The following is a 22,051-nucleotide window of genomic DNA, read 5'->3' as shown; positions in this document are numbered from 1 at the left end:
TCAACCGATGGAGGACGACCATGCGCATTCGCCGTTCGATCTTTCTGACGCTGCTGTTCGGGGGCTCTCTTTCACTGGGCTCGGTTGCTTCAGCCGCTCCGGTGGAGTCGACCGCCGACGTCCCGGAGGCATCCGGCTGGCGGACCGAGGTGGTCGTTGACGGGCTGGAGCATCCCTGGTCCATCGCCTGGCTGCCGGATGGCTCGGCGCTGGTCACCGAGCGGCCCGGTCGGTTGCGGCTGATCCGCGATGGGGCCTTGGTGTCGACGCCGATTGCAGGTGTGCCCGATGTCCTGGCGCACGGGCAGGGTGGGTTGATGGATGTCGCGCTCCATCCTGATTTCGCGACCAACCGGCTCATCTATCTGACCTATGCGGTGGGCAGCAAGGAGGCGAACCGTACCCTTCTGGCCCGGGCGCGCTTGGAAGAGGACGGGGCGCGCCTCTCGAATCTGAAGGTGCTCTTCCGGAATCCAGACACGAAAAAGGGCGGTGCGCATTTCGGCTCGCGGCTGTTGTGGCTGCCGGATGGGAGTCTGCTGATGAGCCTGGGCGACGGCGGCAATCCGCCGTTGTCGTTCGATGGCGACTTCATTCGCAAGCAGGCGCAGAACCTGGGGACGGACTTTGGCAAGCTGGTGCGGCTCACCGAGGATGGCAAGCCGTTCCCCGGCAATCCCTTCGTCGCCGAGAGCGGGGCTAGACCCGAGATCTATACCTTCGGTCACCGCAACATCCAGGGTCTGGCGCGCGATCCGGCGAGCGGTCGGGTCTGGGCGAGCGAACATGGTGCGCGCGGCGGGGACGAGCTGAACCTGATCCGGCCCGGCCAAAACTACGGCTGGCCGGAGGTTACTTACAGCATGGAGTATTTCGGTCCGGCGATCTCGGACGTGCATAGCCGATCGGACGTGCCGGACCCCAAAGTGGTCTGGACGCCATCGATCGCGCCGAGCGGACTGGCCTTCTACAGCGGCGACCGCTATCCGGGCTGGACGGGCGATCTCTTCTCCGGTTCGCTGAGTTTCGGACAGATCCGCCACGTCCAGCTCGACGGGGAGCGGGTGGTCGGCGAGGAGAAGCTGACGATCGGAAAGCGGGTGCGCGATGTGCGCCAGGGGCCGGATGGGTATCTCTACGTCCTGACGGACGAGTCCGACGGGGCGTTGCTGCGGATTCTTCAGCTTCCAGCTACCAGCCTCCAGCGGCCAGCTGGCCAAGAGATCGAGCGCCGCTGAACCTTATGGCTGCAAGCTGCTCATGCCAAGGATAAAAGCCGCCATGCATCCCAAGCACCAAAGGCTGGGAGCTGGCGGCTGGAGGCTGACCGCTACGCCGCTACTTCTTCCGGCCCTGCACTCGCAGACGTAGGGCGTTGAGGCGGATGAAGCCGGTGGCGTCGCCCTGGTCGTAGGCGCCGGCATCTTCCTCGAAGGTGGCGATGGAGGCGTCGAAGAGGCTGTTGGTCGCTGATTTGCGGCCGGCGACCATGACGTTGCCCTTGTAGAGGTTCAGTCGGACCTCGCCGTTGACGACCTTTTGGGTCTGGTCGATGGCGGCTTGCAGCATCTCGCGCTCGGGGGCGAACCAGTAGCCGTTGTAGACCAGGCTGGCGTAGCGCGGCATCAGCTCGTCCTTGAGGTGGGCGGCCTCGCGGTCCAGCGTCAGCGATTCGATGGCGCGGTGGGCCTTGAGCAGGATGGTGCCGCCGGGGGTTTCGTAGCAGCCGCGCGACTTCATGCCGACATAGCGGTTCTCGACGATGTCGGCGCGGCCGATGCCGTTGGCGCCGCCGATGCGGTTGAGCTCGGCCAGGATCTCGGCTGGGGTCATGCGCTTGCCGTCGATGGCTACCGCGTCTCCCTGCTCGAAGGTCAGTTCGATGGTGGTCGGCGTGTCCGGCGCCTCCTGGGGCGAGACGCTCCAGCGCCACATGTCGGCGCCCGGCTCGACCCAGGGATCCTCCAGATCGTAGCCCTCGTAGGAGATGTGCAGCAGGTTGGCGTCCATCGAATAAGGCGACTTGCTGCCGTCGCGCTTCATCTCGACCGCGATGCCGTGCTTCTCGGCGTAGGCCATCAGCTTCTCGCGCGAGAGCAGATCCCATTCGCGCCAGGGGGCGATGATCTTGATGTCGGGGTTGAGTCCATAGGCGCCGAGCTCGAAGCGCACCTGGTCGTTACCCTTGCCGGTGGCGCCGTGCGAGATGGCGTCCGCGCCGGTCTCGGCGGCGATCTCGATCAGGCGCTTGGCGATCAGCGGACGGGCGATCGAGGTGCCGAGCAGGTACTCGCCCTCGTAGATGGCGTTGGCGCGGAACATGGGGAAGACGAAGTCACGCACGAACTCCTCGCGCAGGTCGTCGATGTAGATCTCCTTCACGCCGGCCGCCTTCGCCTTGGCGCGCGCCGGCTCCACCTCTTCGCCCTGACCGATGTCTGCGGTGAAGGTCACCACCTCGCAGCCGTATTCCTCCTGCAGCCATTTGAGGATGACTGAGGTATCCAGTCCGCCGGAATAGGCCAGGACCACCTTTTTGATTGCGCTCTGCGCCATCGTCTTGCTCCAAATCTACGGTTTAACAGGCCCCATCGGGCAATCGCACAGTATAGAACGGCGCCCTGGGCTGCGGGAGGCTCCAGTTTCGGTCGCGTTCGACCTCTCGTCGGTCGAGATCTTCGGAGCGTGGATGCGTCGGTTGTTTTGGGTTCGGTGATGGCTGTCTTCTGGCTGCCACGGGCTTGACATTATGTTGTCAGAAAACTGAATTAAATCAGCATTCTTCATCGCCTCTTCACCTGGCCTCAATCAGTCTGAAACAAAGTTCGTGGAACATGGCGCCATTATTTCAGACACCAGATTGCGTCAGAGGCGCTTACCGCGATGTCCGAGATCAAGCGCATGCACCCCCTGAAGTACCGCAGCATTTTCCTGTCGGATATCCACCTTGGCTTTCGAGGCTGTCAGGCCCGTTTCGTGCTCGATTTCCTGCAGTCGACCCAGTGCAAGCAGCTCTATCTGGTCGGGGACATCGTCGATCTCTGGGCGATGAAGGGCGGGCTCTATTGGCCGGAACTGCACAATCAGGTGGCGCGCGAGATCTTCGACAAGGCGCGGCGCGGGACCGAGGTGATCTTCATTCCGGGCAACCACGACGGTCTCTTCCGCGAGCATCTGGACGCACGCTTCGGCGATGTGGTGGTGCGCGACGAGGTGGTGCATACGACCGCTGACGGTCGGCGTTTCCTGGTGCTGCACGGCGACAAGTTCGACGGCGTGGTGCAGAACAGCCTCTGGCTGGCCAAGCTCGGATCGCAGGCCTACGATCAGCTGCTGGCGCTCAACGGGGTTCTGAGTCGGGTGCGCTCGTTGTTCGGCCTCAAGTATTGGTCCCTGGCCGGTTATCTGAAGCACAAGGTCAAGGATGCGGTGAGCTATATCGGCAATTACGAGCGTGCCGTCGCGACCGAGGCCCAGCATCGCAATCTGGACGGCATGATCTGCGGCCATATCCATCATGCCGAGATGCGCGAGGTCGAGGGTATTTCCTATTGCAACTGCGGCGATTGGGTCGAAAGCTGCACCGCGTTGGTCGAGCATCACGATGGCCGGCTCGAACTGTTGCGCTGGACGGATGCCTATCCGGAGACCCTCACCACATTGGAGCCAGCGGTCGTATTGGCTCAGGCCAGTTAAGTCGGGGGGAGTGTCGCGGGGCGTGAGGGAGACAGGATGCGGCCCGATCTCTATGATTGGGCGTCTCCATCATCGCCGAGAGGGATACCGCCATGCCGACACTGCGCATCCTCACCAACGTCACCGTTGCGCCAGACGCCCGTCAGGCGCTCCTTGCTCGCGCCTCCAGCGCGGTCGCTGAGATGCTCGGCAAGCCCGAGTCCTATGTGATGGTCGTGCTCGAAGAGGGGCGCGACATCGTCTTCGGCGGATCCTTCGATCCGGCCGCCTATCTCGAACTCAAGAGTCTCGGTTTGCCCGAGGATCGCACGCCGGATTTCTCCCGCGTCCTTTGCGAGCTGATGTCCGAGCTGCTCGCCGTGCCGCCTGGGCGCGTCTATATCGAGTTCGCCTCTCCGCCACGTCATCTGTTCGGCTGGAACTCCGGGACCTTTTAGGCGGTTTCCGCGAAAGAACGGACCGATCGTAGGATATGGTGAGGAACGAACCGCATCGCTTGCGAACGATGCGGTTCACAGGCTCACCGCATCCTACGGGGAGATTCTTTTGGGATATCGCCTTAGAAGGTTGCGCGCGCGCGCTGGTTCGCCAACCAGTAGAAATGACAGGGCGGGACGACGACTCGGTTGTTGAAGAGTGCGGGTGAGTCGCCCGTGACCAGATCCTGTAGCTGTCCGTAACGGAAGAGTCCGCGCTGACTCAGCTCCTCCAGATCCAGATATTGTGGCGTCAGGTCGAAGTTCGCCACGACCAGTACCGAGCTGGTCGGCATGGTCGGATGGGTGCGCAGAAAGACGAACAGATGCGGGTTGCTGACGTCGATGAGTTCGCGGTTGTTGAAGTCGGCGAAGGCTGGTGTGTTCTTGCGTACCGCGATCATCCGCTTGAGGCCGTCGAAGATGCGCTGCTCGACGGTGCCGTGATCGAAGCGCCGGTCGGCGCGGTCCCAGTTGATGCGTGGACGGTGGATCCAGCGGGCGTCGTTCGCCTTGTTGACGTCATCAAGGAAGGAGCAGTCGTTGAAGGTTCCGATCTCGTCGCCGTACCAGAGGAGTGGGATGCCGCCGAAGGACAGCATCATGCCGTGCAGCGTCAGGATCAGCTCGACTGAATGCTCGATCGCCTCTGGATCGTTGATCTCCAAGGCCGTTTCCAGACCGGCGAGCGAGGCCAGGGCGCCGGCGATGCGCGCGTCTCCGGTTTTGTGATTGACGCCGAAGGGGCGACCTCGGGCCGGCGATCCCTCGAAGGCGCCGGTGAACCAGTCGACCAGGAAGCGTCGGTGGGCGTAGGGATCATAGTTGCAGGTGCGGATGTCGGCGTCGTCGAAGCCGAGGCCGATGTCGTCATGACAGCGGATGTAGTTGAGCCAGGTGGCGCGATCGAGCTTGTGGGGCAGACTCTTGATGCCCTGGTCGAGCAGCTTGGCGTTCTTGGTGGCGACTGCGTCCCACAGCAGGGCCATGAAGGTGGCGTTGTAGGCGACCTCGCATTCCTTGGCGATCACGGCGTCCTCGCCGAAATATTTGATGATTTCCGAGGGGGCGACGATCGCCTCGGCGATGAAGAGCACGCCAGGCGCGGCCACCTGACAGCAGTCCTTCATCAGCTGCAGGATGAGGTGCGCCTCGCGTTCGTTCTGCGAGGTGGTGCCGATCTTCTTCCACAGGAAGGCGACCGCGTCCAAGCGCACGATATCCGCGCCCTGATTGGCCCAGAACAGGATGATGTCGACCATCTCGATGAAGACGGCCGGGTTGGAGTAGTTGAGGTCCCACTGGTACTCGTTGAAGACCGTCATCACCCACTTGCCCATCTCCTCGTCCCAGGTGAAGTTGCCTGGTGCGTTCTCCGGGAAGATCTCGGGCAGGGTCTCCTCGAACATGTCGGGCACGTCCCGATTGGGGAAGACGTAATAGAAGTCTTGGTGGCTCTTGTCGCCTTCGCGTGCCTTCTGGGCCCATTCGTGTTCGTTGGAGGTGTGGTTCACCACCACGTCGAGCGTGAGCAGCATCCCGCGCTTGCGCATGCTCTCCGATAGGGCTGCGATGTCCTCGAGCGTGCCGGCGCGCGGGTCGATGTTGCGAAAATCGCTCACGGCATAGCCGCCGTCGCTCGCTCCGAGCGGACAGCGCAGGATCGGCATCACATGGACCATGTTGACGCCGAGCTCCTGCAGATAGGGCAGGCGATCGATCAGCCCCTCCAGGTTGCCCGCGAAGCCGTCGAGGTAGAGGGCCATGCCGACCCACTCCGGACTCAGGAACCAGTTGTGGTCCTCCTCGCGCTCCATGTCGAGCTGTTTGAGCGCGTGGGGCCGGTCGATGTAGGCCTGGGCCAGGCGCTCGGTCAGCGCCACCATATGCTCCTTGAAGTCCTCGCGGTGGCCGTAGAGATGCTCGAAGAGCGAGTGGATCGCGTAGAAGTTGGCGCCGAGGCGGGTGTAGAAATGGCGTAAATCTTCACGCACGACCCGATGGCTGAACTCGTCGAGGATGTCGTTCAGCAGGGCGTGTGAAACCTGTTCGTACATGCAGACTCCAGAGGGCGTTGGAGGCTAGGAGTGGAGACCCCATCGATCGATGAAGGGCCGGTAAAACTCGGGGTCGGCGACGGTCGCTCCGCGTTGACCGACAACCAGAGAGGCGAACGATTGGGCGCGCTCCAGGGTCGTCGCGAGCGGCCAGCCGCGCGTGATGCCGAGGATGGTCACTGAGGCGAAGGCATCGCCGGCGCCGACCGTATCCACGACCTCCAGGGCTGGCTGTGGCGCAACCAGAACCGGTTCGGTCTCGGGCGTGAGGGCGAGCGCGCCGGCCTCGCCGAGCGTCACCACAATGCCGTTGAGCTGATGACGATCGAGGAATGTTCGAGCCAGGTCGATCATGTCGGTGCGGGCGTCGTCCGGCTCGCTCAGACGCAGGAGTTCGTCACGGTTGAGCTTGACCCAGTCGGCCTCGGTGACCAGGGTCAGCGCCGCGTCACGCGACCACCAGGGCTCGCGCAGGTTGACGTCGAGAAAGACCTGATGGGGCGTGGATGCCTTGATCGACTGTAGCGCCGCCGCCGATACCGGGCGGCGCAGCGCGAGCGTGCCGTGATAGAGCACCCCGCAGTCCCCCGCATCCTTGGGGGCGCGGATGAAATCGTAGGCGCAGTCGAGGAGGATATCGTAACTGGGTTCGCCGTTGTGAACACTGACCTCGACCCGTCCTGTCGGATGGTCGGGGTCGGTCTGCAGGCCGCTCGTGTCCATGCCCCACTCGACCATGCCGGAGCGGATGCGTTCGCCCGCCTCGTCGGTTCCGACCGCGCTGAGGAAGCGCGGTGCGGCGCCGAACGCTTGCAAGTTCCAGGCGACGTTGAATGGGGCGCCGCCCAGGATCTGGCGACCGTCCGGGAAGCAGTCGAGCAGCACCTCGCCGAAGATACAGATTGAGGGTGTCTTCACGATGGGATGTCCTCTTCTGGTGCGTCGTTTTGCGCGCCGGCTCTGTCGGTCGGTCTATGCTGGCTGTTCAGGGCGTCATCAACGGGATGAGATCCGGGCGGAAATGTCCCACGCCCTCCAGGATTCCCGCGCTGTAATTGCCGTTCATCCCTTCCCAGTCGCCGCTGGCGCAATAGAGCCGATCCTCGAATCCGTGCTCCTTGGAGCCTGCCAGCGCCTCTTGGCGAATCCCTGGATGGGCGTTGGCGACCAGCACCGATGGGATGTGACTCGTCAGCACCTCCAGATCGTTGCCGCTGTCACCGGCGAACAGTGTCGCCTGGTGATCTAGGTCGAGTCTGCGCATCAGGAAATCCACCGCATGGAACTTGGTGGCCTGTTCGGGTAGGACGTCGAGCAGGCCCAGGTCGGCCAATTCGTCCAGACTCCAGATCAGGCTGGCGGGGATCGCCGCGTCGGACAGAATGGCTGAGAGCTCCGAGCGTAATCGATCGGGGTCGATGTCCGTTGCGGTGTAATAGCTGAGTTTGAATCGCCCCTGCTTTTCGGGTTCCTGAGGGCGTAACGCAGGGTGTTCGGCGAACAGTTCGCGGATGCGCGCGCGTCCTTCCTCTCCCCAATGTTCGCTGATCTCGGTCGCCCAGTCCTCGACGGGTTGCCAGTCGTCGGCGACGCGCATGTAGAGGCTGGTTCCGACGTCGCCCACCAGATAATCCGGTCGGGGCAGCGCGTAATGGGTGATGCCCGATTCCACCAGGCCGAGGTCGCGACCGCTGACATAGGCCAGGGTGATGGCCGGATTGGCGACGAGGCGGCGGAATCGATCGCGGGCCTCTGGCGACTCCGGTTCGGTCCCGTTCGGGATGAGCGTGCGGTCGAGATCGGTGCAGAGCAGGAGTGGCTGGATCATGAGGCACCCGGAACGCGACAGGAACGGAAAAAGTCGTAGTAGTCGATGGCCTCTAGGATGCCCTTTGCGTGCGCCTGCTTGGCGAAATAGATGTTGTCCACCTCGGTGAGCTGGGAGAGTTCCTCCTCGTGGCGGTTGGCGACCACCACCGCGAGGGTATTGCCGCGCATCATGTCCTCGTCCGCGCCCGAGCCGCCGACCACCAGCACATGTTCGAGCGGGATGCCGAAACGGTGGGCGACATAGCGCACGGCGAGGCCCTTGCTGGCGCGCACCGGGATTACATCGAGGAATTGGCCGAAGGCATGGACGACGTTTACCGTCAGCTCGCGCGTGCGCAGTAGCGTCGAGATCTCCTCGACGCTCGGGGCGATCGTGGGGTCGTAGTGATACGAGATCTTGAAGAAGCTCTGCTCGATCTTGGTCTGGGGAATGAGTCCGGGGACATCCTGGAGCGCGCGGCGGACCGCCTTGGGTTTCCAGAGATGATCGACGTGGTCGTGCCAGTAATCGTCCGGTACCAGTCGCGCCGAGTAATGGATTTCGGTGCCCAGGCTGGTGATGAGCACGTCTGGGATCGGGATTCGATGCTTCTTGAGCTCGGTGAGCACGCTATCGAGCCGGCGTCCGGTAGCGATGCCGAAATTGGCGCAGCGCTTGTTTCTGCGCATCATGGCGACGAACTGCTCGACACCTTCCGGATCGCCCAGCAGGCTCTGGTCGAGGTCGGTGAACAGGGCGCGGTCGCGATAGATCATGCTGCGTCGCATGGGCGGCGTGTCCGGGATCGGCTCGTGCTTGGTGCGCAACGGCTCGATCCGGCGCAGATACTCCTTGGCATGCGCCTGCCAGGAATAGTGCGCGCGCACACCGACCAGTCCCTTCTCGGAATATGTCTGCCACAGCGCGCGGTCCTTGAGGATGCGCAGCAGGGCCTCGGCGATCGCGGCGCGGTCGAGCGGATCGACCAGGATTCCGTTGTCGCAGTTGCCGATGATGTCGACCGGACCGCCGTTCTCGGTGGCGACCAGTGGGAGTCCCGAGGCGGCCGCCTCCAGAAGGGTCAGGCCGAAGGGCTCGGTCAGCGCCGGGTTGATGAAGACGCCGCCGCTGAGTGTGGTGAGGCGGAAGATCTCGGGGACCTCGTCCGTGGCGTGGTGCTTGGGGACGGCGACCTTGCCGTGAAGGTCGTAGGCATCGATCGTGATGAGGATATCGGTCAGAACGTTTCTGGCGCCTTCCTCCAGCTCGCGAATGTCGTCCCGGTTACCGGCGACGATGAGCAGGTTGGCTTGCTTCTGCAACTCGGCGGATTCGCCGTAGGCTTCGAGCAGGGCGACGATGTTCTTGCGGTGGTCGGCGCGTGAGAGCGCCAGAATCATGGGCTTGCTGGGATCGTCGAGGAAACGGGCCACCTCGTCTGCGAAGGGGATCGGCGGGTCGTTCTTCGCCGGCGGATGGAAGCGGTCCAGGTCCGTGCCGGGCGGGATGACCACCATGCGGTCCGGTCGCGAACAGTCGTAGAGGCCGTATTGCTCCTCGATTTCGTTATGGGTGCTGGTGATGACCAGATCGACGTTTGCGAGCACCGATTCCTCGGCATCGATACGTCGAAGCATGTTGTAGCGGGCGTCGATCTCGTCGCTGTCGAGACCGGCTGCAAGCAGCCGTTGGCGTTTGTCGCGTCCGAGTGAGTGACCCGTATGGACCAGCGGGGCGCCGATGAGGCTGGCCAGATTGGTGCCGACATAGCCGGCATCGGCATAGTGGCTGTGGACGATGTCGGGCCAGCGTCCCTGTTCGTGCAGAAAGGCCGCCAGGTTGTCGATAAAGCTGTCCAGATGATCCCAGAGCTGCTCCTTGGGGATGTAGCCGTCCGGGCCTGCGTCGATGCGAACGATACGGGTGTTTTCGCTGAGCGTCTCGATGGGTTGGGCATAGTCGGCGCTGACCGCCGGATCTTGGACGCGTCGCGTGACCAGGTCGACCTGGGTGACCTCGTCGCATCGGCCTAGCGCGCGGGCCAGATCGACGACATATTTGGTTTGTCCGCCTGTGTCTGCATCGCGTCCCAATTCCAGGTCATGGCCGCGAATCAGTCCATGGATGCTTAGGAGCAGGATATACATCAGGGATTTCCTTTCGTTCTCGGCGACCGCAGAGCGCGGCGCCGTCTTACAGCGTCGACCCCTTCTAAGATACGGGGATAGCGTCGTGATTCCAAATCCGAGCCGGTCTTCTAGTCGCGGATGATCGATGTAAAACGCGATTCTTCCATTGTGATTCAGCTTTTTTGCGCAGAGCGCATATTGCGGTGTTGTCCGGGGAGATAGGCTTCAAACAAGGGGCGTTCAGCCGGGGCGGACCGCGTCGTCTGCGGGTCCGCCTTGGACAGTCGCGGGTTTATCTTGGCGCATCAATACACCTCTGTCGTATCCATTCAGCCTTCGTTCATTTTGCCCCGCGTATTCTTCAGCCATCTTGGCCGATTCTAGATCCTCCGCATGCGTGAATTGCAGACGCAGGGGCGAGGGGTTCGGCTCGATTGAAGGTGGAAGGTTTCCCAATGGCGAGGTCATCCCTAATGAAACGATCGATACTTCTGGCAGCAACCTTAGTTGTTCTCTCAACCAGTGCCACTGGCGCCTACGCCTACAGGGGCGATGCGGGGGCCGCAGCGGCCGCCGGATTCGTCGGTGGTCTATTCACCGGCATCTTGCTCGATGCGGCTCCGCCGCCTCGGGTCTATCGGCCCGCTCCGGTGGTGGTCGAGCGCTACTATGAGGTGCCTTCGCGTCATCACTGGCGCCACCGTCACTCGTCACGGCGAGACTATCGTCATGGCCATCGTCATTGGGGCCATCACGGTCGTCGGGATCGCTGGCGCGACTGACGCGGCCGGGTTTTGCGTTCGCGTGCCTCCGGGGTCGGTTCGCGACGGCCCCGCGCTGTTGAATTCATCTCGATCACCCGATAGTCGCCAGGCGCGAGCGTATCGAGTCGCCATGTTCCGATCGCGGCCCGCACCAGCCGCAGGGTTGGCAGCCCGACGGCGGCGGTCATGCGTCGGACCTGTCGGTTGCGTCCCTCGTGGATCTCGATCTCGATCCAGGCAGTCGGGACGCTTTTGCGAAAGCGCACCGGTGGGTCGCGCGGCCAGAGATCCGGTTCTGCCAGGCTGCGGACACGGGCCGGCCGCGTTGGCCCGTCTTTCAGCGTCACACCACGCCGAAGCTGTTTCAGCTGAGTCTCATTGGGCGTGCCCTCGACCTGAGCCCAGTAGGTCTTCCATTCCTTGTGTCTCGGATGGCTGATGCGGTGCTGCAGCCCCCCGTCGTCGGTCAGCAGTAGTAACCCCTCGCTGTCCTTATCCAATCGGCCCGCCGGATAGACGTCCGGCAACGGTAGATAGTCGGCAAGCGTGACGCCCGAGCCTGCCGGTGCGCCGGTGAATTGGCTGAGAACGCCGTATGGCTTGTTGAAGAGGACGAGGCGGGGCATGCAGGAGTCCAGTGATTCGGAATGGGGCCATTCTACAATGCGTCTCGGCAGGGCTCCGGGCGTGACGGTCGTCTTGCGACAGCGCGCCTTGAAGGAACCATTCATCGGAAGAACGCTGAGTACAAACGCATTTCCATGGATCTTTTGGCATCTGCCGCCATCTTGTGTTGCAGTGCACAATCGTCCAGGCGCCCACTGTCGATCCACGTTTCCTGATCGGCACCTAGGGCTGGACCGCAACAGGCCGCATGGCCGAGGTTCTCGATGTCCGATAAAGATCCGTTCGCAAGGGCTTTTCAAAAACGCGTTCGGCTCAAGGATGGAACTCTATGTCGCGTTCGTTCCATTGGTCCCGATGATCGGGATTTCATGAATGTCTGTTTCGATGGCTTGTCCGCAGCCTCCCGTCGGATGCGGTTTTTCGGTATCAAGCCCGCGCTGACCGAGTCCGATCTGGACTTTTTTACCAGCGCCGATGGTCGTGACCATATCGCGCTGGGCGTCGTCCGGCTGGGTCCGGGCGGTGAGGAGATCGAGCCGTTGGGGGCAGGGCGCTGCATTCGCCAAGGGCAAGACTCCGATGGCTGCGAGTTGGCCATGGCAGTGATCGACGTCGCGCAAGGTCGTGGTGTGGGAACGGCCCTGCTGGAGGCGCTTATCGCGGCTGCCTCGGAGCAGGGCTTCCGGCGCGTTCGCTGTGAAATTTTGGCGTCCAATATGGGCATGCGCGCACTGGCGTCGCGCTTGGATGGACAGTTTAGCTGGCGCGAGGGCGGAGAGCTGGAATTCGACTACGAGCTTCCCCCGCCTGTACCGAAGGCGTCAGCGGACGCGAACCTTGCGCCCTGGGCGATTCCCGAACTGGCATTCGAGTCCGGCTCCCGGATCGCCTCGCATGCGCTGGGTCTAACCTTCGATCTCGGGCAGGCATTCTGGGTACGGTGGTTGGAGCGTTGGCCCTGGAGTATCGATTCCCTGCGGAGCGGCTCGCACTTGGGGCACGGTCGGGTCTAGCTGTTTGGCCGAATCGCCTCGCGATTCTCCAGGGTTGTGTCGAGCTGGGTCACCGGTCGCGCTCGGAAATTGCGCGGTCACCGATCGCAAGCGAACTTCGTCACACTTTGGGGCTCGGTCGCGAAATCGTCGCGAGCAGGTCGTCATTCGGTAAGAATCCCTTGATAGCGTGAATCTACTGATGCTCTTCCTCTCCAGGTTTCAGCTGGCAAGCGGTGGGATCCAGGTTGCTTGCGCGGCCCGAGGTTCTTGCCCCTTATCGCCCGGCTAGGCTGGTCTTCGCTCGGTGGTTTCCGATGTCTTCGTTCGCACCCGATGGTCAAGATGACGATAGCAAGAACGCCCGATTCGTCTCTCTTCTTTGGACCCTGAAACGCGCAGTGGATCAGGCGCCGCCCGGTAGCGTTCCTGGGGTTCACTACGTGCATTTTCATGCCCTGCGCAAGGACGCGGATTATCGCGACGACCTGCTCGGAAAGATGCTGGAATCGTCCGATTCCGGTCTCCGCTCGCTTGCGGAGGAGGTCGTGGCGTTTTCTGCGCACATCCACCAGGGGGATAGTGATTCGTCGCCCCTCGATCGTGATGCTGTGCCGTTGACGCGCCCTGTCTCCGCTACCGCAGTTGGATCGCCGCCATTGGATCGCGGTCCGGCGGCGGGCAAGGGTGGGGTGAAGGCATTGCTGCTGATGCTGATTCTGGTCTCCTTGGGCGTCGGTATCTATGTGGCCAGCGCGACGGGTCTCCTTCAGCGGATGATTCAGGTTCGGGTGGAGGGGAGTCTCGCTCAGGATACCCATTGGCACTCGGGATCGACCTACCGTCTGAGCGGTCTGGTCTTCGTCGAAGGCAATACGGTTCTGACCATCGAGCCGGGCGTTCGGGTGATCGGCGAGCCGGGGTCCGCGCTGATCGTCACCCGGGATGCCCGTATCAACGCCCACGGGTCGGCTCAGGATCCGATCGTTTTCACCAGCGCCAGTCCGGTCGGAGAGCGTCATCGGGGCGACTGGGGTGGGGTGGTTCTGCTCGGGAATGCGCCGGTCAATACCCCGGTCGCGCATATCGAGGGCATCGACGCGGGAGATCCGCGCGGCTTCTTCGGCGGTCAGGCCGATTCGGATAGCTGCGGCATTTTGCAATACGTTCGCATCGAATATGCCGGCTATGAGATCTCGAAGGACAACGAGCTGAATGGACTGACGCTCGGTGGATGCGGCAAAGGGACCATTCTTCGCTTCGTCCAGGTCCATCAGGGGCTCGATGACGGAATCGAGCTGTTTGGCGGCAGCGCAAACCTGAGCCATGTGGTCATATCCGGCGCGGCGGACGATGGTCTGGACTGGGATCGCGGCTGGACCGGCTTCGGCCAATTCATCGTGATTCAGCAGGATTCGAACGCTGGCGATACTGGTATCGAGGCGGATAACCTCGATAGCGATCATGACGCGATCCCGCGATCCGCACCGACGCTTTCGAACGTGACCATCATCGGTGGTCGCAATCCGGCCGTTGGGCAACGCGGTATGGTGCTCCGACGCGGAACCGCCGGCATGCTGCAGAATGTTCTGATCACCGATTTCTCCCTCGAAGCCATCGATATTCGCGACCGCTCGACGGTGGAGCAGATCGAGCAGGGGGCGCTGCGTCTTGAGGGATTGGTCTTCGCCGGGGGCCTCAAAGATTGGCTGTTCGAGGTCGAGGAGGGTGATGGCGACGATGATGGAGGCTTCGATGAAGCGAGTCTCCTACCCGTCGATGTCGGCCATGAGGCCATCATCCCGAAGCGCCTTCTCACGCATGCCGGGCCAGTCTGGACGGCGGTCGATTTCGTCCCGGAATACGACGAGCGATTGGTGCGATTGGCCGTTCAGCCACCTCAGGGCGAGTTCTGGGACGAGGCGGCCAGCTTCATCGGTGCGATTCGCCCCGGCGCTCGGACCAGCTGGTTGGAGGGTTGGACCGACTTCGCCGAGAACTGAGCGGACTATTGGCTGCGATCCAGATAGCGCGGCCAGTCGAACGCGGGGCCTGGATCCGTCTTGCGTCCGGGCGCGATGTCGCTGTGTCCCGCGATGCGCTCGCGGGTGATGGCGGGATAACGCGTGCGAATCCAGTGAGTACAGTCGGCGAGTCGTCGGTACTGCGCGTCGGTAAATGGGATCAGGTCGGCGCCTTCCAGCTCGATGCCGATCGAATAGTCGTTGCAGCGCTCGCGTCCCTCGAATGACGAGACCCCGGCATGCCAGGCGCGGCGTTCGCAGGGGACATACTGGATCAGCGCGCCGTCGCGGCGGATCAGCAGGTGCGAGGAGACCCTGACATGGGCGATGGGCGCGAAATAGGGATGGGCGCTGGGATCGAGTCGGTTCAGGAAGAGGTCGTCGATCCAGCCGCCACCGAAGGTTCCCGGGGGCAGGCTGATATTGTGGATCACCAGTAGGTCGATCTGGGTGCCCGCTGGACGGTCGTCCTGATTGGGAGAGGGGCGCCGCAGCGCGCCGCCGATCCAGCCCTCGGCATCCAGTTCGGACGCCGGTTCGCCCGCCGATTCATCATGTCGCTCGGTCATTGACTGCATTCAGGCTCCGCAAGGACGAGAATCCATCTTATCCTGTCGACCCCGTCCGATGCCAAGGAGCCAACCGAGTGACGTCCAACCCCAGTCAGAATGTCGAGTCGATCCCTTCTTCAGCGGACGATCCGAGCCGATGTATGCCGTCGCTGGACCTGATCGAGCGTCAGGTTCGCGCCGCCTTGGAGGAGGACGTCGGGAGTGGCGATCTCACCGCTTCGCTGTTGCCCGCCGAGCAGATCGCGCGGGTCGAACTCATCACACGGGAGTCGGCGACGCTCTGCGGTTGCGCCTGGTTCGAGACCGTCTTTCGGGTGCTGGATTCCGCCTGCCGTTTGAGGTGGGAGGCGGGAGACGGCGATACGGTCCAGCCTGGTCAGCGTCTGTGCGTGTTGGAAGGCAGCGTCCGCGCCCTGTTGACCGGCGAACGGACCGCCATGAATCTGCTCCAGACCCTGTCGGGTACCGCGACGCTGGCCCGGCGTTATGCCGATGCCGTGGCCGGTCTACCGGCTCGGGTACTGGATACCCGCAAGACGCTGCCCGGGCTGCGCATTCAGCAGAAATACGCCGTGCTGTGCGGTGGCTGCCATAACCACCGCATCGGTCTCTTCGACGCCATCCTCATCAAGGAGAACCACATCCTCGCTGCCGGCTCGGTTCGGGCGGCGTTGGAGGCGGCGCGTGCCTTGGGCGCCGAGGTTCCGATCGAGATCGAGGTCGAGTCCATCGCCGAACTCCAGGAGGCACTGGACGCCGGGGCGGGGATGGTGCTTCTGGACAACTTCTCGCTCGACGATCTGCGTCGCGCGGTTGCGCTGAACGCGGGGCGCGCACTGCTCGAAGCCTCCGGTGGCGTCGATCTGGAGACCGTTCGGCCCATTGCCGAGACGGGCGTCGATCGCATCTCGGTCGGCGCCCTAACCAAGGATGTGCGGGCCGTGGACCTCTCGATGCGGTTCGTCTCGGCGTGAGTCGGTCAGAGCCCCAGTTCGGCCCGAGGGTCGAACTGAAGGCGTTCGGCCATGTCGCGGTAGACCGCCTTTGCGGCCTCGGTCGTTGCGGCCGGGGTGACGATTTCCAGCAGAATCATCTCGTCGCCTGGCGGTGAACCTGGCAGTCCGCGCCCCTTGAGTCGCAGCTTCTTGCCCGACTGGGATCCAGCGGGGATCTTGAGCGTGACGGTGCCGCCCAGTGTGGGAACCGTGACCTGCGCGCCGAGCGCCGCCTCCCAGGGGGCGATCGGCAGTCGTAGTTGGATCTCTCGGCCCTCGACGGTGAAATGCCGGTGTGGCTTGAGTTCGATCTCCAGATAGAGATCGCCGGCTGGACCACCGCCCGTACCGGGCGAGCCCTGACCGGTGAGTCGGATCTGGCGTCCCTGTGTTACGCCCGGTGGAATGCGGACGTTCAGCGTCTTGCCCTTCTGTTTGCCGGGGCCGGCACCGCTGGAGCCCTCTACTTTGAGCTGGCGGGTCGCACCCTTGTAGGCATCTTCGAGGTCGATGGCGAATTTGATGGTCTTGTCCTCTCCGCGTCGCTGGCGCGTGCCTCCGGTTTCGCCACGGAAGGCGCGGCCGAAGATGCTGGAGAAGAAATCGCTGAATTCGGTGTTCTCGTTCGAATTGAAATCGAAGTCCCGATAGGCCGATCCCGGCGGCGGGCGGAAGTCCTGTCCGGCGCGCCAGTTGTTGCCCAGCGCGTCATAGGCGGCCCGTTTCTCGGGGTCGTGCAATACCTCGTTGGCCTCGTTGACCTCCTTGAATCGCGTCTCGGCGTTCGGTTCCTTGCTGACGTCCGGGTGATACTTGCGGGCTAGGCGCCGATAGGCGCGCTTGATCTCGTCTTGGGTCGCGGTGCGGGCGACTCCGAGTGTCTTGTAGTAGTCCTTGTAATGCATCAAAGCGTCTCAGGGTCGGCGTGGTGGCGATCGGGCGAGGACGCCCGATTTGGCGTTGTAAATGGGGGCATGCAGCGGGATTGCAGTTCGTGCGATCCGGGGATGGACCGGGCGTGAGCTGATGGATCCGGGATCTGCTCACGGGTGCTTGCTGCTCGGGCCGGTTGTGTTGGCGTTGGCATGGGCCGGCACGGTGCGGCTCTTAGCCCAGTCTCTGAGCCGCTGGAGCTGGTGGTCCATGACGACCGAGAGCGGCTGGGTGCTGGTCAGTTCGTCGAGCAATCGCTCGGTGTCTGGCGTGCTCTCGGTGGTCGAGTCGGCATAGAGCGCGGAGACGACCGCCTGCTCGATGCCCGCGCCGGTGAATCCCTCGCTCGCCTCGGTCAGGCGGTCGAGGTCGAATCGGTCCGGATCCAGTCCGCGCTGGCGTAAATGAATGGCGAAGATGTCGCGGCGAACCTCGGGCGGCGGCAGGTCGACGAAGAAGAGTTCGTCGATGCGACCCTTGCGGATGAGCTCCGGCGGTAGACGCGAGATGTCGTTGGCGGTCGCCGCCAAAAAGACGCGGCTTTTGCGCTCGGCCATCCAGGTCAGGAGCGTCCCCAGTACCCGGCGTCCGACGCCCTCGTCTTCCGAGCCCGTGGCGATCCCTTTTTCGATCTCGTCGATCCAGAGGACGCAGGGTGACATGAGATCGGCGGTTTCGAGCGCCTTGCGCAGGTTCTTTTCGGTCTCGCCGATGTATTTGTCGTAGAGGGCGCCGAAGTCGAGCCGCAGCAGTGGTACGCCGAGCCGGCCGGCGACGGCCTTGGCGGCCAGGCTTTTGCCGCCGCCCTGAACGCCAAGCAGCAGGATGCCGCGCGGATGGTCGCGCTGGCGTTCCGGATCGAGGAAGGCGTCGCGCCGTCGGTCGATCCATGTCTTGAGATTGGACAGTCCGGCGATGTCCGCGAAGGAGCGGGTGTCGTATTCGAAGCTGATGATCCCTTCCGGGCTCAGGAGTTCGTATTTCGCGCGTTTGACCGATTCGACGTCCTCTTTGGTGATGGCCCCGTCGTTACGGATGGCGTTGCGGATGAGACGGCGCGCATCGGATTCGGTGATGCCGAGCAGATTGTCTGCGAGCTGATTGAGTAGTGTCCGGTTGGTGCGCACCGCCCCCGAATCGCCGATCTCCTGCCAGAGTTTGGCCTCCTCGTGGATGAGCGCCAGGACGCGGTTGCGGTCCGGCAATCGCAGGGTGAAGCGCACGCTCAGGTGACTCAACTCGGGTGGGATGTCGATCGCATGGCTGACCAGCACCAGGGTGCGCGGCAATTCGCCATAGCCGAGTGCGATTTCCTTCAGCAGACGCACATGCAGCGGGTCGTCCAAATAGGGGTGGAAATCGAGCAGGATGTAGATGCCGCGTTGCGGCGTCACCCGCATGTGTTTCAGCACGTCGGTTGGTTCGGCGAGCGTACGTTGCGGATTGGTGTCGTACTCGATGCGCTGCAGCCCATCGGTCACGGTCCAGCGGAACGAGGGCTCGGAGATGCGGATCGCCAGCCGGGCGAACAGCTCCAACACCCGCGATTCCTCCAGGGATTCGATGAGTACGATGGGTGTGTCGGAACGCAACAACAGTTCCAGGTCGTGGAGATCTGGGGTCATCGGTGGATTGTCGTCTTGCGCGGTCGATGTTGGAATCAGGATTATCAGGTATTTCAGGGTTTCACAAGAGAGACTCGCGTTGAGTGCTTCATCGCCTAAAATGAGATGCTCGATGTAACCTCAGTCAACGTTCAGAGATCATCCATGACCGCAAAAGAGCAACTGATCATCTTCGATACCACGCTGCGCGATGGCGAGCAGAGTCCCGGGGCCTCCATGACCCGCGACGAGAAGGTGCGCATCGCCAAGGCATTGGAGCGCATGCGGGTGGATGTGATCGAGGCCGGCTTTCCGATCGCGAGTCCGGGGGACTTCGAGGCGGTCAAGGCCGTCGCGGAGGCGGTCAAGGACAGCCGGGTGTGCGGTCTGGCTCGTGCGCTCGACAATGATCTCGACCGTGCGGGCGAGGCGCTCAAGGGTGCCAACGCCGGGCGTATCCACACCTTCATCGCGACTTCTCCCATCCATATGGAGAAGAAGCTGCGCATGAGCCCGGATCAGGTCCTGGAGCAGGCGGTCTACGCGGTGAAGCGCGCGCGTCGCTATACCGACGACGTCGAGTTCTCGCCCGAGGACGCCGGGCGCTCGGAGATCGATTTCCTGTGCCGGATCCTGGAGGCGGTGATCGACGCGGGCGCCACGACCGTCAATATCCCGGACACCGTGGGCTACAACATCCCGGATCAGTTCGGCAGTCTGATCGCGACCCTGCGCGCGCGTATCCCCAATGCCGACAAGGCGATCTTCTCTGTGCACTGTCACAACGATCTGGGGCTTGCGGTCGCCAACTCACTGGCGGCGGTGCGCAATGGCGCGCGTCAGGTCGAGTGCACCATCAATGGTCTCGGCGAGCGCGCCGGCAATGCCGCGTTGGAGGAGATCGTGATGACGGTGCGCACCCGTCAGGACCTCTTAGAGTGCGACACCCGTCTCGACACCACTCAGATTATGAACTGCTCGCGATTGGTCTCGGGCATCACCGGGTTTGCCGTGCAGCCCAACAAGGCGGTGGTCGGTGCCAACGCCTTCGCCCACGAGTCCGGCATCCATCAGGACGGTGTGCTCAAGAATCGCGAGACCTACGAGATCATGTGCGCCCAGGACGTCGGTTGGTCCGAGAACCGCATGGTGCTCGGCAAACACTCGGGACGTAACGCCTTCCGCGCGCGGCTCCAGGAATTGGGCGTGGTCCTGAATTCTGAAGAGGAGCTCAATGCCGCCTTCTCGCGCTTCAAGGATCTGGCCGATAAGAAACACGAGATCTTCGACGAGGATCTGCAGGCGTTGGTCACGGACACCACGTTGGGCATCACCAACGAGCGCGTCAAGCTGGTCTCGATACGCGTCTGTTCGGAGACGGGCGAGACCCCGACGGCCGAGCTGGTGCTCGCGCTCGATGGGGTGGAGAAGGCGGGAACCGCAACCGGGGGCGGTCCAGTGGACGCGACCTTCAAGGCTATCGAATCGATCGTCGAGAGCGAGACGACGCTCAAACTCTATTCGGTCAACGCCATCACCAGCGGCACCGACGCCCAGGGCGAGGTGACGGTGCGCTTGGAGAAGGGTGGGCGCATCGTCAATGGCCAGGGCGCCGATACCGATATCCTTATCGCCTCGGCCAGGGCCTATATCAACGCCTGCAACAAGATTCTGCAGCCGGCCGAGCGCGCCCATCCGCAGACCGGCCAGGTTTGAGGTCGGTGTGATGGATGAGACGCGCCGCCGAGACTATCTGGCGGCCATGGGCGTCAGTATCTGGACACTGCGACCCGGCATGGAGCCTCTGATCGCAGCCTCGCCGATCGAGGAGGCGGCCTCCGTCGTGCCTGAGCGATCGGTTCGCCCGGAGAGCCCGCCGCAGGATCCGCCACCCAGCGTCGAGGTGCCGAGTGAATCTGCGATCATCGAGCCGGCGGCTCCAGCCAAGACGACGGCGTCGGATTCGCAGACCATGGATTGGGACGCGTTGGAGGCAGCGGTCGTCGCCTGTCGTGCCTGCGGGCTTTGCGATACGCGTACCCAAACGGTCTTTGGCGTGGGCAATCGCCAGGCTCGGCTGCTGGTCATTGGCGAGGCTCCGGGCGCCGACGAGGACCGCCTGGGCGAGCCATTCGTTGGGCGTGCCGGGCAGCTCTTGAACCGCATGCTGGAGGCGATCGGCTGTCCGCGCGAAAGCGTCTATATTGCAAATGTCCTCAAATGTCGTCCGCCGGGCAATCGCGATCCGCGTCAGGAGGAATCGCAGCGATGCCAGGGCTTTCTGCTCGGTCAGCTGCGACTGATTCGGCCCGAGCTGATCCTGGCGGTCGGACGGATCGCCGCACAGCATCTCTTGCAGACGGACGAGAGCGTCGGTCGGTTGCGTGGTCGCTGGCTGGAATTTGGACCCGAGCGGATTCCGGTTCGGGTCACCTATCATCCGGCGTATTTGCTACGCTCTCCTGAGCAGAAGGCCAAGGTTTGGGGCGACCTGACGATCGTGCGACGGCGGTTGGATGCATCGGGGACGGGGTGAGCCTTGGCGCTGGACGCCTCTTGGATATTGGGCGAGGATTCGGTTCGGTGACCTGATGGGTGCTGGAAGGAGTCTTAATCGTTTTTGGCAATAAAGAAACCAAATGCGATAGCTAAATGTAATTTCTTATTTAATTATTTTCTAATATAATCTTTCCCGTGGCCGCTGGAGTGAACGTGGCCGCGCTTGCTGCCAACGACATAAAATTCTCGGAGAGATACAGATGAAGAAGCTTGCTACTGCTGCCGCCGTCGCCGCCTTGCTGGGTGTTTCCGCTTCCGCTTCCGCATGGTGGGGTCCGGGCTGGGGTGGTCCTGGCTACGGCAATGGAATGGGCGATTGGATGGACGATTTCTTCGGTGATGGCTACGGCGACTTCAACATGAGCATGAGCGGTGGTGGTCACGGTCGTGGCTACAACCGTGGTTATGGCCGCGGCTACGGCTATGGTTATGGCGCTCCTTACTACGGTGGTTATCCGTACGGCGGTTATGGCGCTCCCTACTATGGTGGCGGCTATCCCTACGCCTTCCCCTATGCCGCTCCTTACGCGCCTGTCGCTCCCGCTCCGGCTGCTCCGGCTCAGTCCGAGTCCAAGTAAGCCCCAGCGCTAGAGCGCTAGAGCATTGCTCGAAAAAGCCAGGCATTTGCCTGGCTTTTTCGTGTACGCCCGGCATGGGCGTGAACTCATGGGGTGAAAGTCCCCTGTAGGAGTACCTGTGTCCACGAAGTGGACTGTAACTACTAGCTGACGGCAAGGGCAAACCCGCGAGGGGATGTCTGGAGGAAGCCCGAGTGTAAAAGTGCGAGCCGACGGACAGAAACCGCATAGAAGG

The 22,051-nt window shown here is 62.8% G+C and carries 19 protein-coding genes; 10 read left to right on the top strand and 9 right to left on the bottom strand.

Features of this window, described 5'->3' with window-relative positions:
* The first annotated feature begins 20 nt into the window (after nt 1-20).
* Nucleotides 21-1,238, top strand: coding sequence for a PQQ-dependent sugar dehydrogenase (locus THIDRDRAFT_RS16825; RefSeq protein WP_007042090.1), 1,218 nt, complete (start codon nt 21-23; stop codon nt 1,236-1,238).
* A 100-nt stretch (nt 1,239-1,338) separates the two neighbouring features.
* Here THIDRDRAFT_RS16825 and THIDRDRAFT_RS16820 read toward each other — a convergent pair whose 3' ends face one another.
* Nucleotides 1,339-2,556 carry an argininosuccinate synthase gene (locus tag THIDRDRAFT_RS16820; RefSeq protein ID WP_007042089.1) on the bottom strand — a complete coding sequence of 406 codons (1,218 nt, stop codon included), beginning with the start codon at nt 2,554-2,556 and terminating at the stop codon, nt 1,339-1,341.
* Nucleotides 2,557-2,883: 327 nt separating this feature from the next.
* Between THIDRDRAFT_RS16820 and THIDRDRAFT_RS16815 the strand changes: the two genes are divergently transcribed.
* Together THIDRDRAFT_RS16815 and THIDRDRAFT_RS16810 are read left to right on the top strand one after the other, a co-directional pair.
* A complete protein-coding gene (locus THIDRDRAFT_RS16815) occupies nt 2,884-3,696 on the top strand; it encodes a UDP-2,3-diacylglucosamine diphosphatase (protein ID WP_007042088.1) in 813 nt (270 codons plus the stop codon).
* A gap of 92 nt (nt 3,697-3,788) precedes the next feature.
* Nucleotides 3,789-4,133 carry a phenylpyruvate tautomerase MIF-related protein gene (locus tag THIDRDRAFT_RS16810; RefSeq protein ID WP_007042087.1) on the top strand — a complete coding sequence of 115 codons (345 nt, stop codon included), beginning with the start codon at nt 3,789-3,791 and terminating at the stop codon, nt 4,131-4,133.
* Between the two features lie 122 nt (nt 4,134-4,255).
* On the opposite strand, the gene THIDRDRAFT_RS16805 is transcribed toward THIDRDRAFT_RS16810, so the two are convergent.
* The 4 genes from THIDRDRAFT_RS16805 to THIDRDRAFT_RS16790 form a co-directional block, all read right to left on the bottom strand.
* Nucleotides 4,256-6,229 carry an amylosucrase gene (locus THIDRDRAFT_RS16805; protein WP_007042086.1) on the bottom strand — a complete coding sequence of 658 codons (1,974 nt, stop codon included), beginning with the start codon at nt 6,227-6,229 and terminating at the stop codon, nt 4,256-4,258.
* Between the two features lie 24 nt (nt 6,230-6,253).
* Nucleotides 6,254-7,147 carry a carbohydrate kinase family protein gene (locus THIDRDRAFT_RS16800; RefSeq protein WP_007042085.1) on the bottom strand — a complete coding sequence of 298 codons (894 nt, stop codon included), beginning with the start codon at nt 7,145-7,147 and terminating at the stop codon, nt 6,254-6,256.
* Nucleotides 7,148-7,214: 67 nt separating this feature from the next.
* Entirely contained in the window at nt 7,215-8,057 is an 843-nt protein-coding gene (locus THIDRDRAFT_RS16795) for an HAD family hydrolase (RefSeq protein WP_007042084.1), read from the bottom strand.
* Nucleotides 8,054-10,186, bottom strand: a complete 2,133-nt coding sequence (locus tag THIDRDRAFT_RS16790; protein WP_007042083.1) for an HAD-IIB family hydrolase — start codon at nt 10,184-10,186, stop codon at nt 8,054-8,056. The genes THIDRDRAFT_RS16795 and THIDRDRAFT_RS16790 overlap by 4 nt, the downstream gene beginning before the upstream one ends.
* A gap of 455 nt (nt 10,187-10,641) precedes the next feature.
* Here THIDRDRAFT_RS16790 and THIDRDRAFT_RS25735 point away from each other — a divergent pair, with 455 nt between their 5' ends.
* Nucleotides 10,642-10,950 (top strand): hypothetical protein, encoded by a 309-nt coding sequence (locus THIDRDRAFT_RS25735; protein ID WP_007042082.1) that lies wholly within the window; start codon nt 10,642-10,644, stop codon nt 10,948-10,950.
* On the opposite strand, the gene THIDRDRAFT_RS16785 is transcribed toward THIDRDRAFT_RS25735, so the two are convergent.
* Complete coding sequence (locus THIDRDRAFT_RS16785; RefSeq protein ID WP_007042081.1) at nt 10,920-11,558, bottom strand: pseudouridine synthase; 639 nt, start codon at nt 11,556-11,558, stop codon at nt 10,920-10,922. The two genes, THIDRDRAFT_RS25735 and THIDRDRAFT_RS16785, sit on opposite strands and share 31 nt — an antisense overlap.
* Nucleotides 11,559-11,927: 369 nt before the next feature.
* On the opposite strand from THIDRDRAFT_RS16785, the gene THIDRDRAFT_RS16780 reads away from it, so the two are divergent.
* Nucleotides 11,928-12,572 carry a GNAT family N-acetyltransferase gene (locus THIDRDRAFT_RS16780; RefSeq protein WP_040845182.1) on the top strand — a complete coding sequence of 215 codons (645 nt, stop codon included), beginning with the start codon at nt 11,928-11,930 and terminating at the stop codon, nt 12,570-12,572.
* A gap of 296 nt (nt 12,573-12,868) precedes the next feature.
* Nucleotides 12,869-14,554 carry a hypothetical protein gene (locus THIDRDRAFT_RS16775; protein WP_007042079.1) on the top strand — a complete coding sequence of 562 codons (1,686 nt, stop codon included), beginning with the start codon at nt 12,869-12,871 and terminating at the stop codon, nt 14,552-14,554.
* A 5-nt stretch (nt 14,555-14,559) separates the two neighbouring features.
* Here the strand turns inward: THIDRDRAFT_RS16775 and ampD are convergent, their stop codons facing one another.
* Nucleotides 14,560-15,144, bottom strand: coding sequence for a 1,6-anhydro-N-acetylmuramyl-L-alanine amidase AmpD (gene ampD, locus THIDRDRAFT_RS16770; RefSeq protein WP_050984752.1), 585 nt, complete (start codon nt 15,142-15,144; stop codon nt 14,560-14,562).
* A 143-nt stretch (nt 15,145-15,287) separates the two neighbouring features.
* On the opposite strand from ampD, the gene nadC reads away from it, so the two are divergent.
* The gene (nadC, locus tag THIDRDRAFT_RS16765) at nt 15,288-16,121 is read left to right on the top strand and encodes a carboxylating nicotinate-nucleotide diphosphorylase (protein ID WP_007042077.1); all 834 of its coding nucleotides are present in this window, start codon (nt 15,288-15,290) and stop codon (nt 16,119-16,121) included.
* A gap of 5 nt (nt 16,122-16,126) precedes the next feature.
* Here the strand turns inward: nadC and THIDRDRAFT_RS16760 are convergent, their stop codons facing one another.
* Both THIDRDRAFT_RS16760 and THIDRDRAFT_RS16755 read right to left on the bottom strand, forming a co-directional pair.
* On the bottom strand, nt 16,127-17,047 hold the full coding sequence (locus tag THIDRDRAFT_RS16760; protein WP_007042076.1) for a DnaJ C-terminal domain-containing protein: 921 nt from the start codon (nt 17,045-17,047) through the stop codon (nt 16,127-16,129).
* Nucleotides 17,048-17,185: 138 nt separating this feature from the next.
* Nucleotides 17,186-18,700, bottom strand: coding sequence for an AAA family ATPase (locus tag THIDRDRAFT_RS16755; RefSeq protein WP_007042075.1), 1,515 nt, complete (start codon nt 18,698-18,700; stop codon nt 17,186-17,188).
* A gap of 144 nt (nt 18,701-18,844) precedes the next feature.
* Between THIDRDRAFT_RS16755 and THIDRDRAFT_RS16750 the strand changes: the two genes are divergently transcribed.
* The 3 genes from THIDRDRAFT_RS16750 (at nt 18,845) to THIDRDRAFT_RS16740 (ending at nt 21,816) form a co-directional block, all read left to right on the top strand.
* Nucleotides 18,845-20,395 (top strand): 2-isopropylmalate synthase, encoded by a 1,551-nt coding sequence (locus THIDRDRAFT_RS16750; protein WP_007042074.1) that lies wholly within the window; start codon nt 18,845-18,847, stop codon nt 20,393-20,395.
* Between the two features lie 10 nt (nt 20,396-20,405).
* Nucleotides 20,406-21,215 (top strand): uracil-DNA glycosylase, encoded by an 810-nt coding sequence (locus THIDRDRAFT_RS16745; protein ID WP_007042073.1) that lies wholly within the window; start codon nt 20,406-20,408, stop codon nt 21,213-21,215.
* 223 nt (nt 21,216-21,438) lie between these two features.
* Nucleotides 21,439-21,816 (top strand): sulfur globule family protein, encoded by a 378-nt coding sequence (locus tag THIDRDRAFT_RS16740; RefSeq protein ID WP_007042072.1) that lies wholly within the window; start codon nt 21,439-21,441, stop codon nt 21,814-21,816.
* Nucleotides 21,817-22,051: the final 235 nt, after the last annotated feature.

The sequence above is a fragment of the Thiorhodococcus drewsii AZ1 genome, from assembly GCF_000224065.1.
Taxonomy (GTDB): domain Bacteria; phylum Pseudomonadota; class Gammaproteobacteria; order Chromatiales; family Chromatiaceae; genus Imhoffiella; species Imhoffiella drewsii.
Note: the sequence above shows the minus strand (reverse complement) of the source record. Positions and strands in the feature narration are given on the sequence as shown.

Excerpts from the sequence above, each read along its gene's own strand:
- THIDRDRAFT_RS16825 (WP_007042090.1), top strand. The coding sequence starts at position 21 with ATGCGCATTCGCCGTTCGATCTTTCTGACGCTGCTGTTCGGGGGCTCT.
- THIDRDRAFT_RS16820 (WP_007042089.1), bottom strand. The coding sequence starts at position 2,556 with ATGGCGCAGAGCGCAATCAAAAAGGTGGTCCTGGCCTATTCCGGCGGA.
- THIDRDRAFT_RS16815 (WP_007042088.1), top strand. The coding sequence starts at position 2,884 with ATGTCCGAGATCAAGCGCATGCACCCCCTGAAGTACCGCAGCATTTTC.
- THIDRDRAFT_RS16810 (WP_007042087.1), top strand. The coding sequence starts at position 3,789 with ATGCCGACACTGCGCATCCTCACCAACGTCACCGTTGCGCCAGACGCC.
- THIDRDRAFT_RS16805 (WP_007042086.1), bottom strand. The coding sequence starts at position 6,229 with ATGTACGAACAGGTTTCACACGCCCTGCTGAACGACATCCTCGACGAG.
- THIDRDRAFT_RS16795 (WP_007042084.1), bottom strand. The coding sequence starts at position 8,057 with ATGATCCAGCCACTCCTGCTCTGCACCGATCTCGACCGCACGCTCATC.
- THIDRDRAFT_RS16790 (WP_007042083.1), bottom strand. The coding sequence starts at position 10,186 with ATGTATATCCTGCTCCTAAGCATCCATGGACTGATTCGCGGCCATGAC.
- THIDRDRAFT_RS25735 (WP_007042082.1), top strand. The coding sequence starts at position 10,642 with ATGAAACGATCGATACTTCTGGCAGCAACCTTAGTTGTTCTCTCAACC.
- THIDRDRAFT_RS16785 (WP_007042081.1), bottom strand. The coding sequence starts at position 11,558 with ATGCCCCGCCTCGTCCTCTTCAACAAGCCATACGGCGTTCTCAGCCAA.
- THIDRDRAFT_RS16780 (WP_040845182.1), top strand. The coding sequence starts at position 11,928 with ATGAATGTCTGTTTCGATGGCTTGTCCGCAGCCTCCCGTCGGATGCGG.
- THIDRDRAFT_RS16775 (WP_007042079.1), top strand. The coding sequence starts at position 12,869 with ATGTCTTCGTTCGCACCCGATGGTCAAGATGACGATAGCAAGAACGCC.
- ampD (WP_050984752.1), bottom strand. The coding sequence starts at position 15,144 with ATGACCGAGCGACATGATGAATCGGCGGGCGAACCGGCGTCCGAACTG.
- nadC (WP_007042077.1), top strand. The coding sequence starts at position 15,288 with ATGCCGTCGCTGGACCTGATCGAGCGTCAGGTTCGCGCCGCCTTGGAG.
- THIDRDRAFT_RS16760 (WP_007042076.1), bottom strand. The coding sequence starts at position 17,047 with ATGCATTACAAGGACTACTACAAGACACTCGGAGTCGCCCGCACCGCG.
- THIDRDRAFT_RS16755 (WP_007042075.1), bottom strand. The coding sequence starts at position 18,700 with ATGACCCCAGATCTCCACGACCTGGAACTGTTGTTGCGTTCCGACACA.
- THIDRDRAFT_RS16750 (WP_007042074.1), top strand. The coding sequence starts at position 18,845 with ATGACCGCAAAAGAGCAACTGATCATCTTCGATACCACGCTGCGCGAT.
- THIDRDRAFT_RS16745 (WP_007042073.1), top strand. The coding sequence starts at position 20,406 with ATGGATGAGACGCGCCGCCGAGACTATCTGGCGGCCATGGGCGTCAGT.
- THIDRDRAFT_RS16740 (WP_007042072.1), top strand. The coding sequence starts at position 21,439 with ATGAAGAAGCTTGCTACTGCTGCCGCCGTCGCCGCCTTGCTGGGTGTT.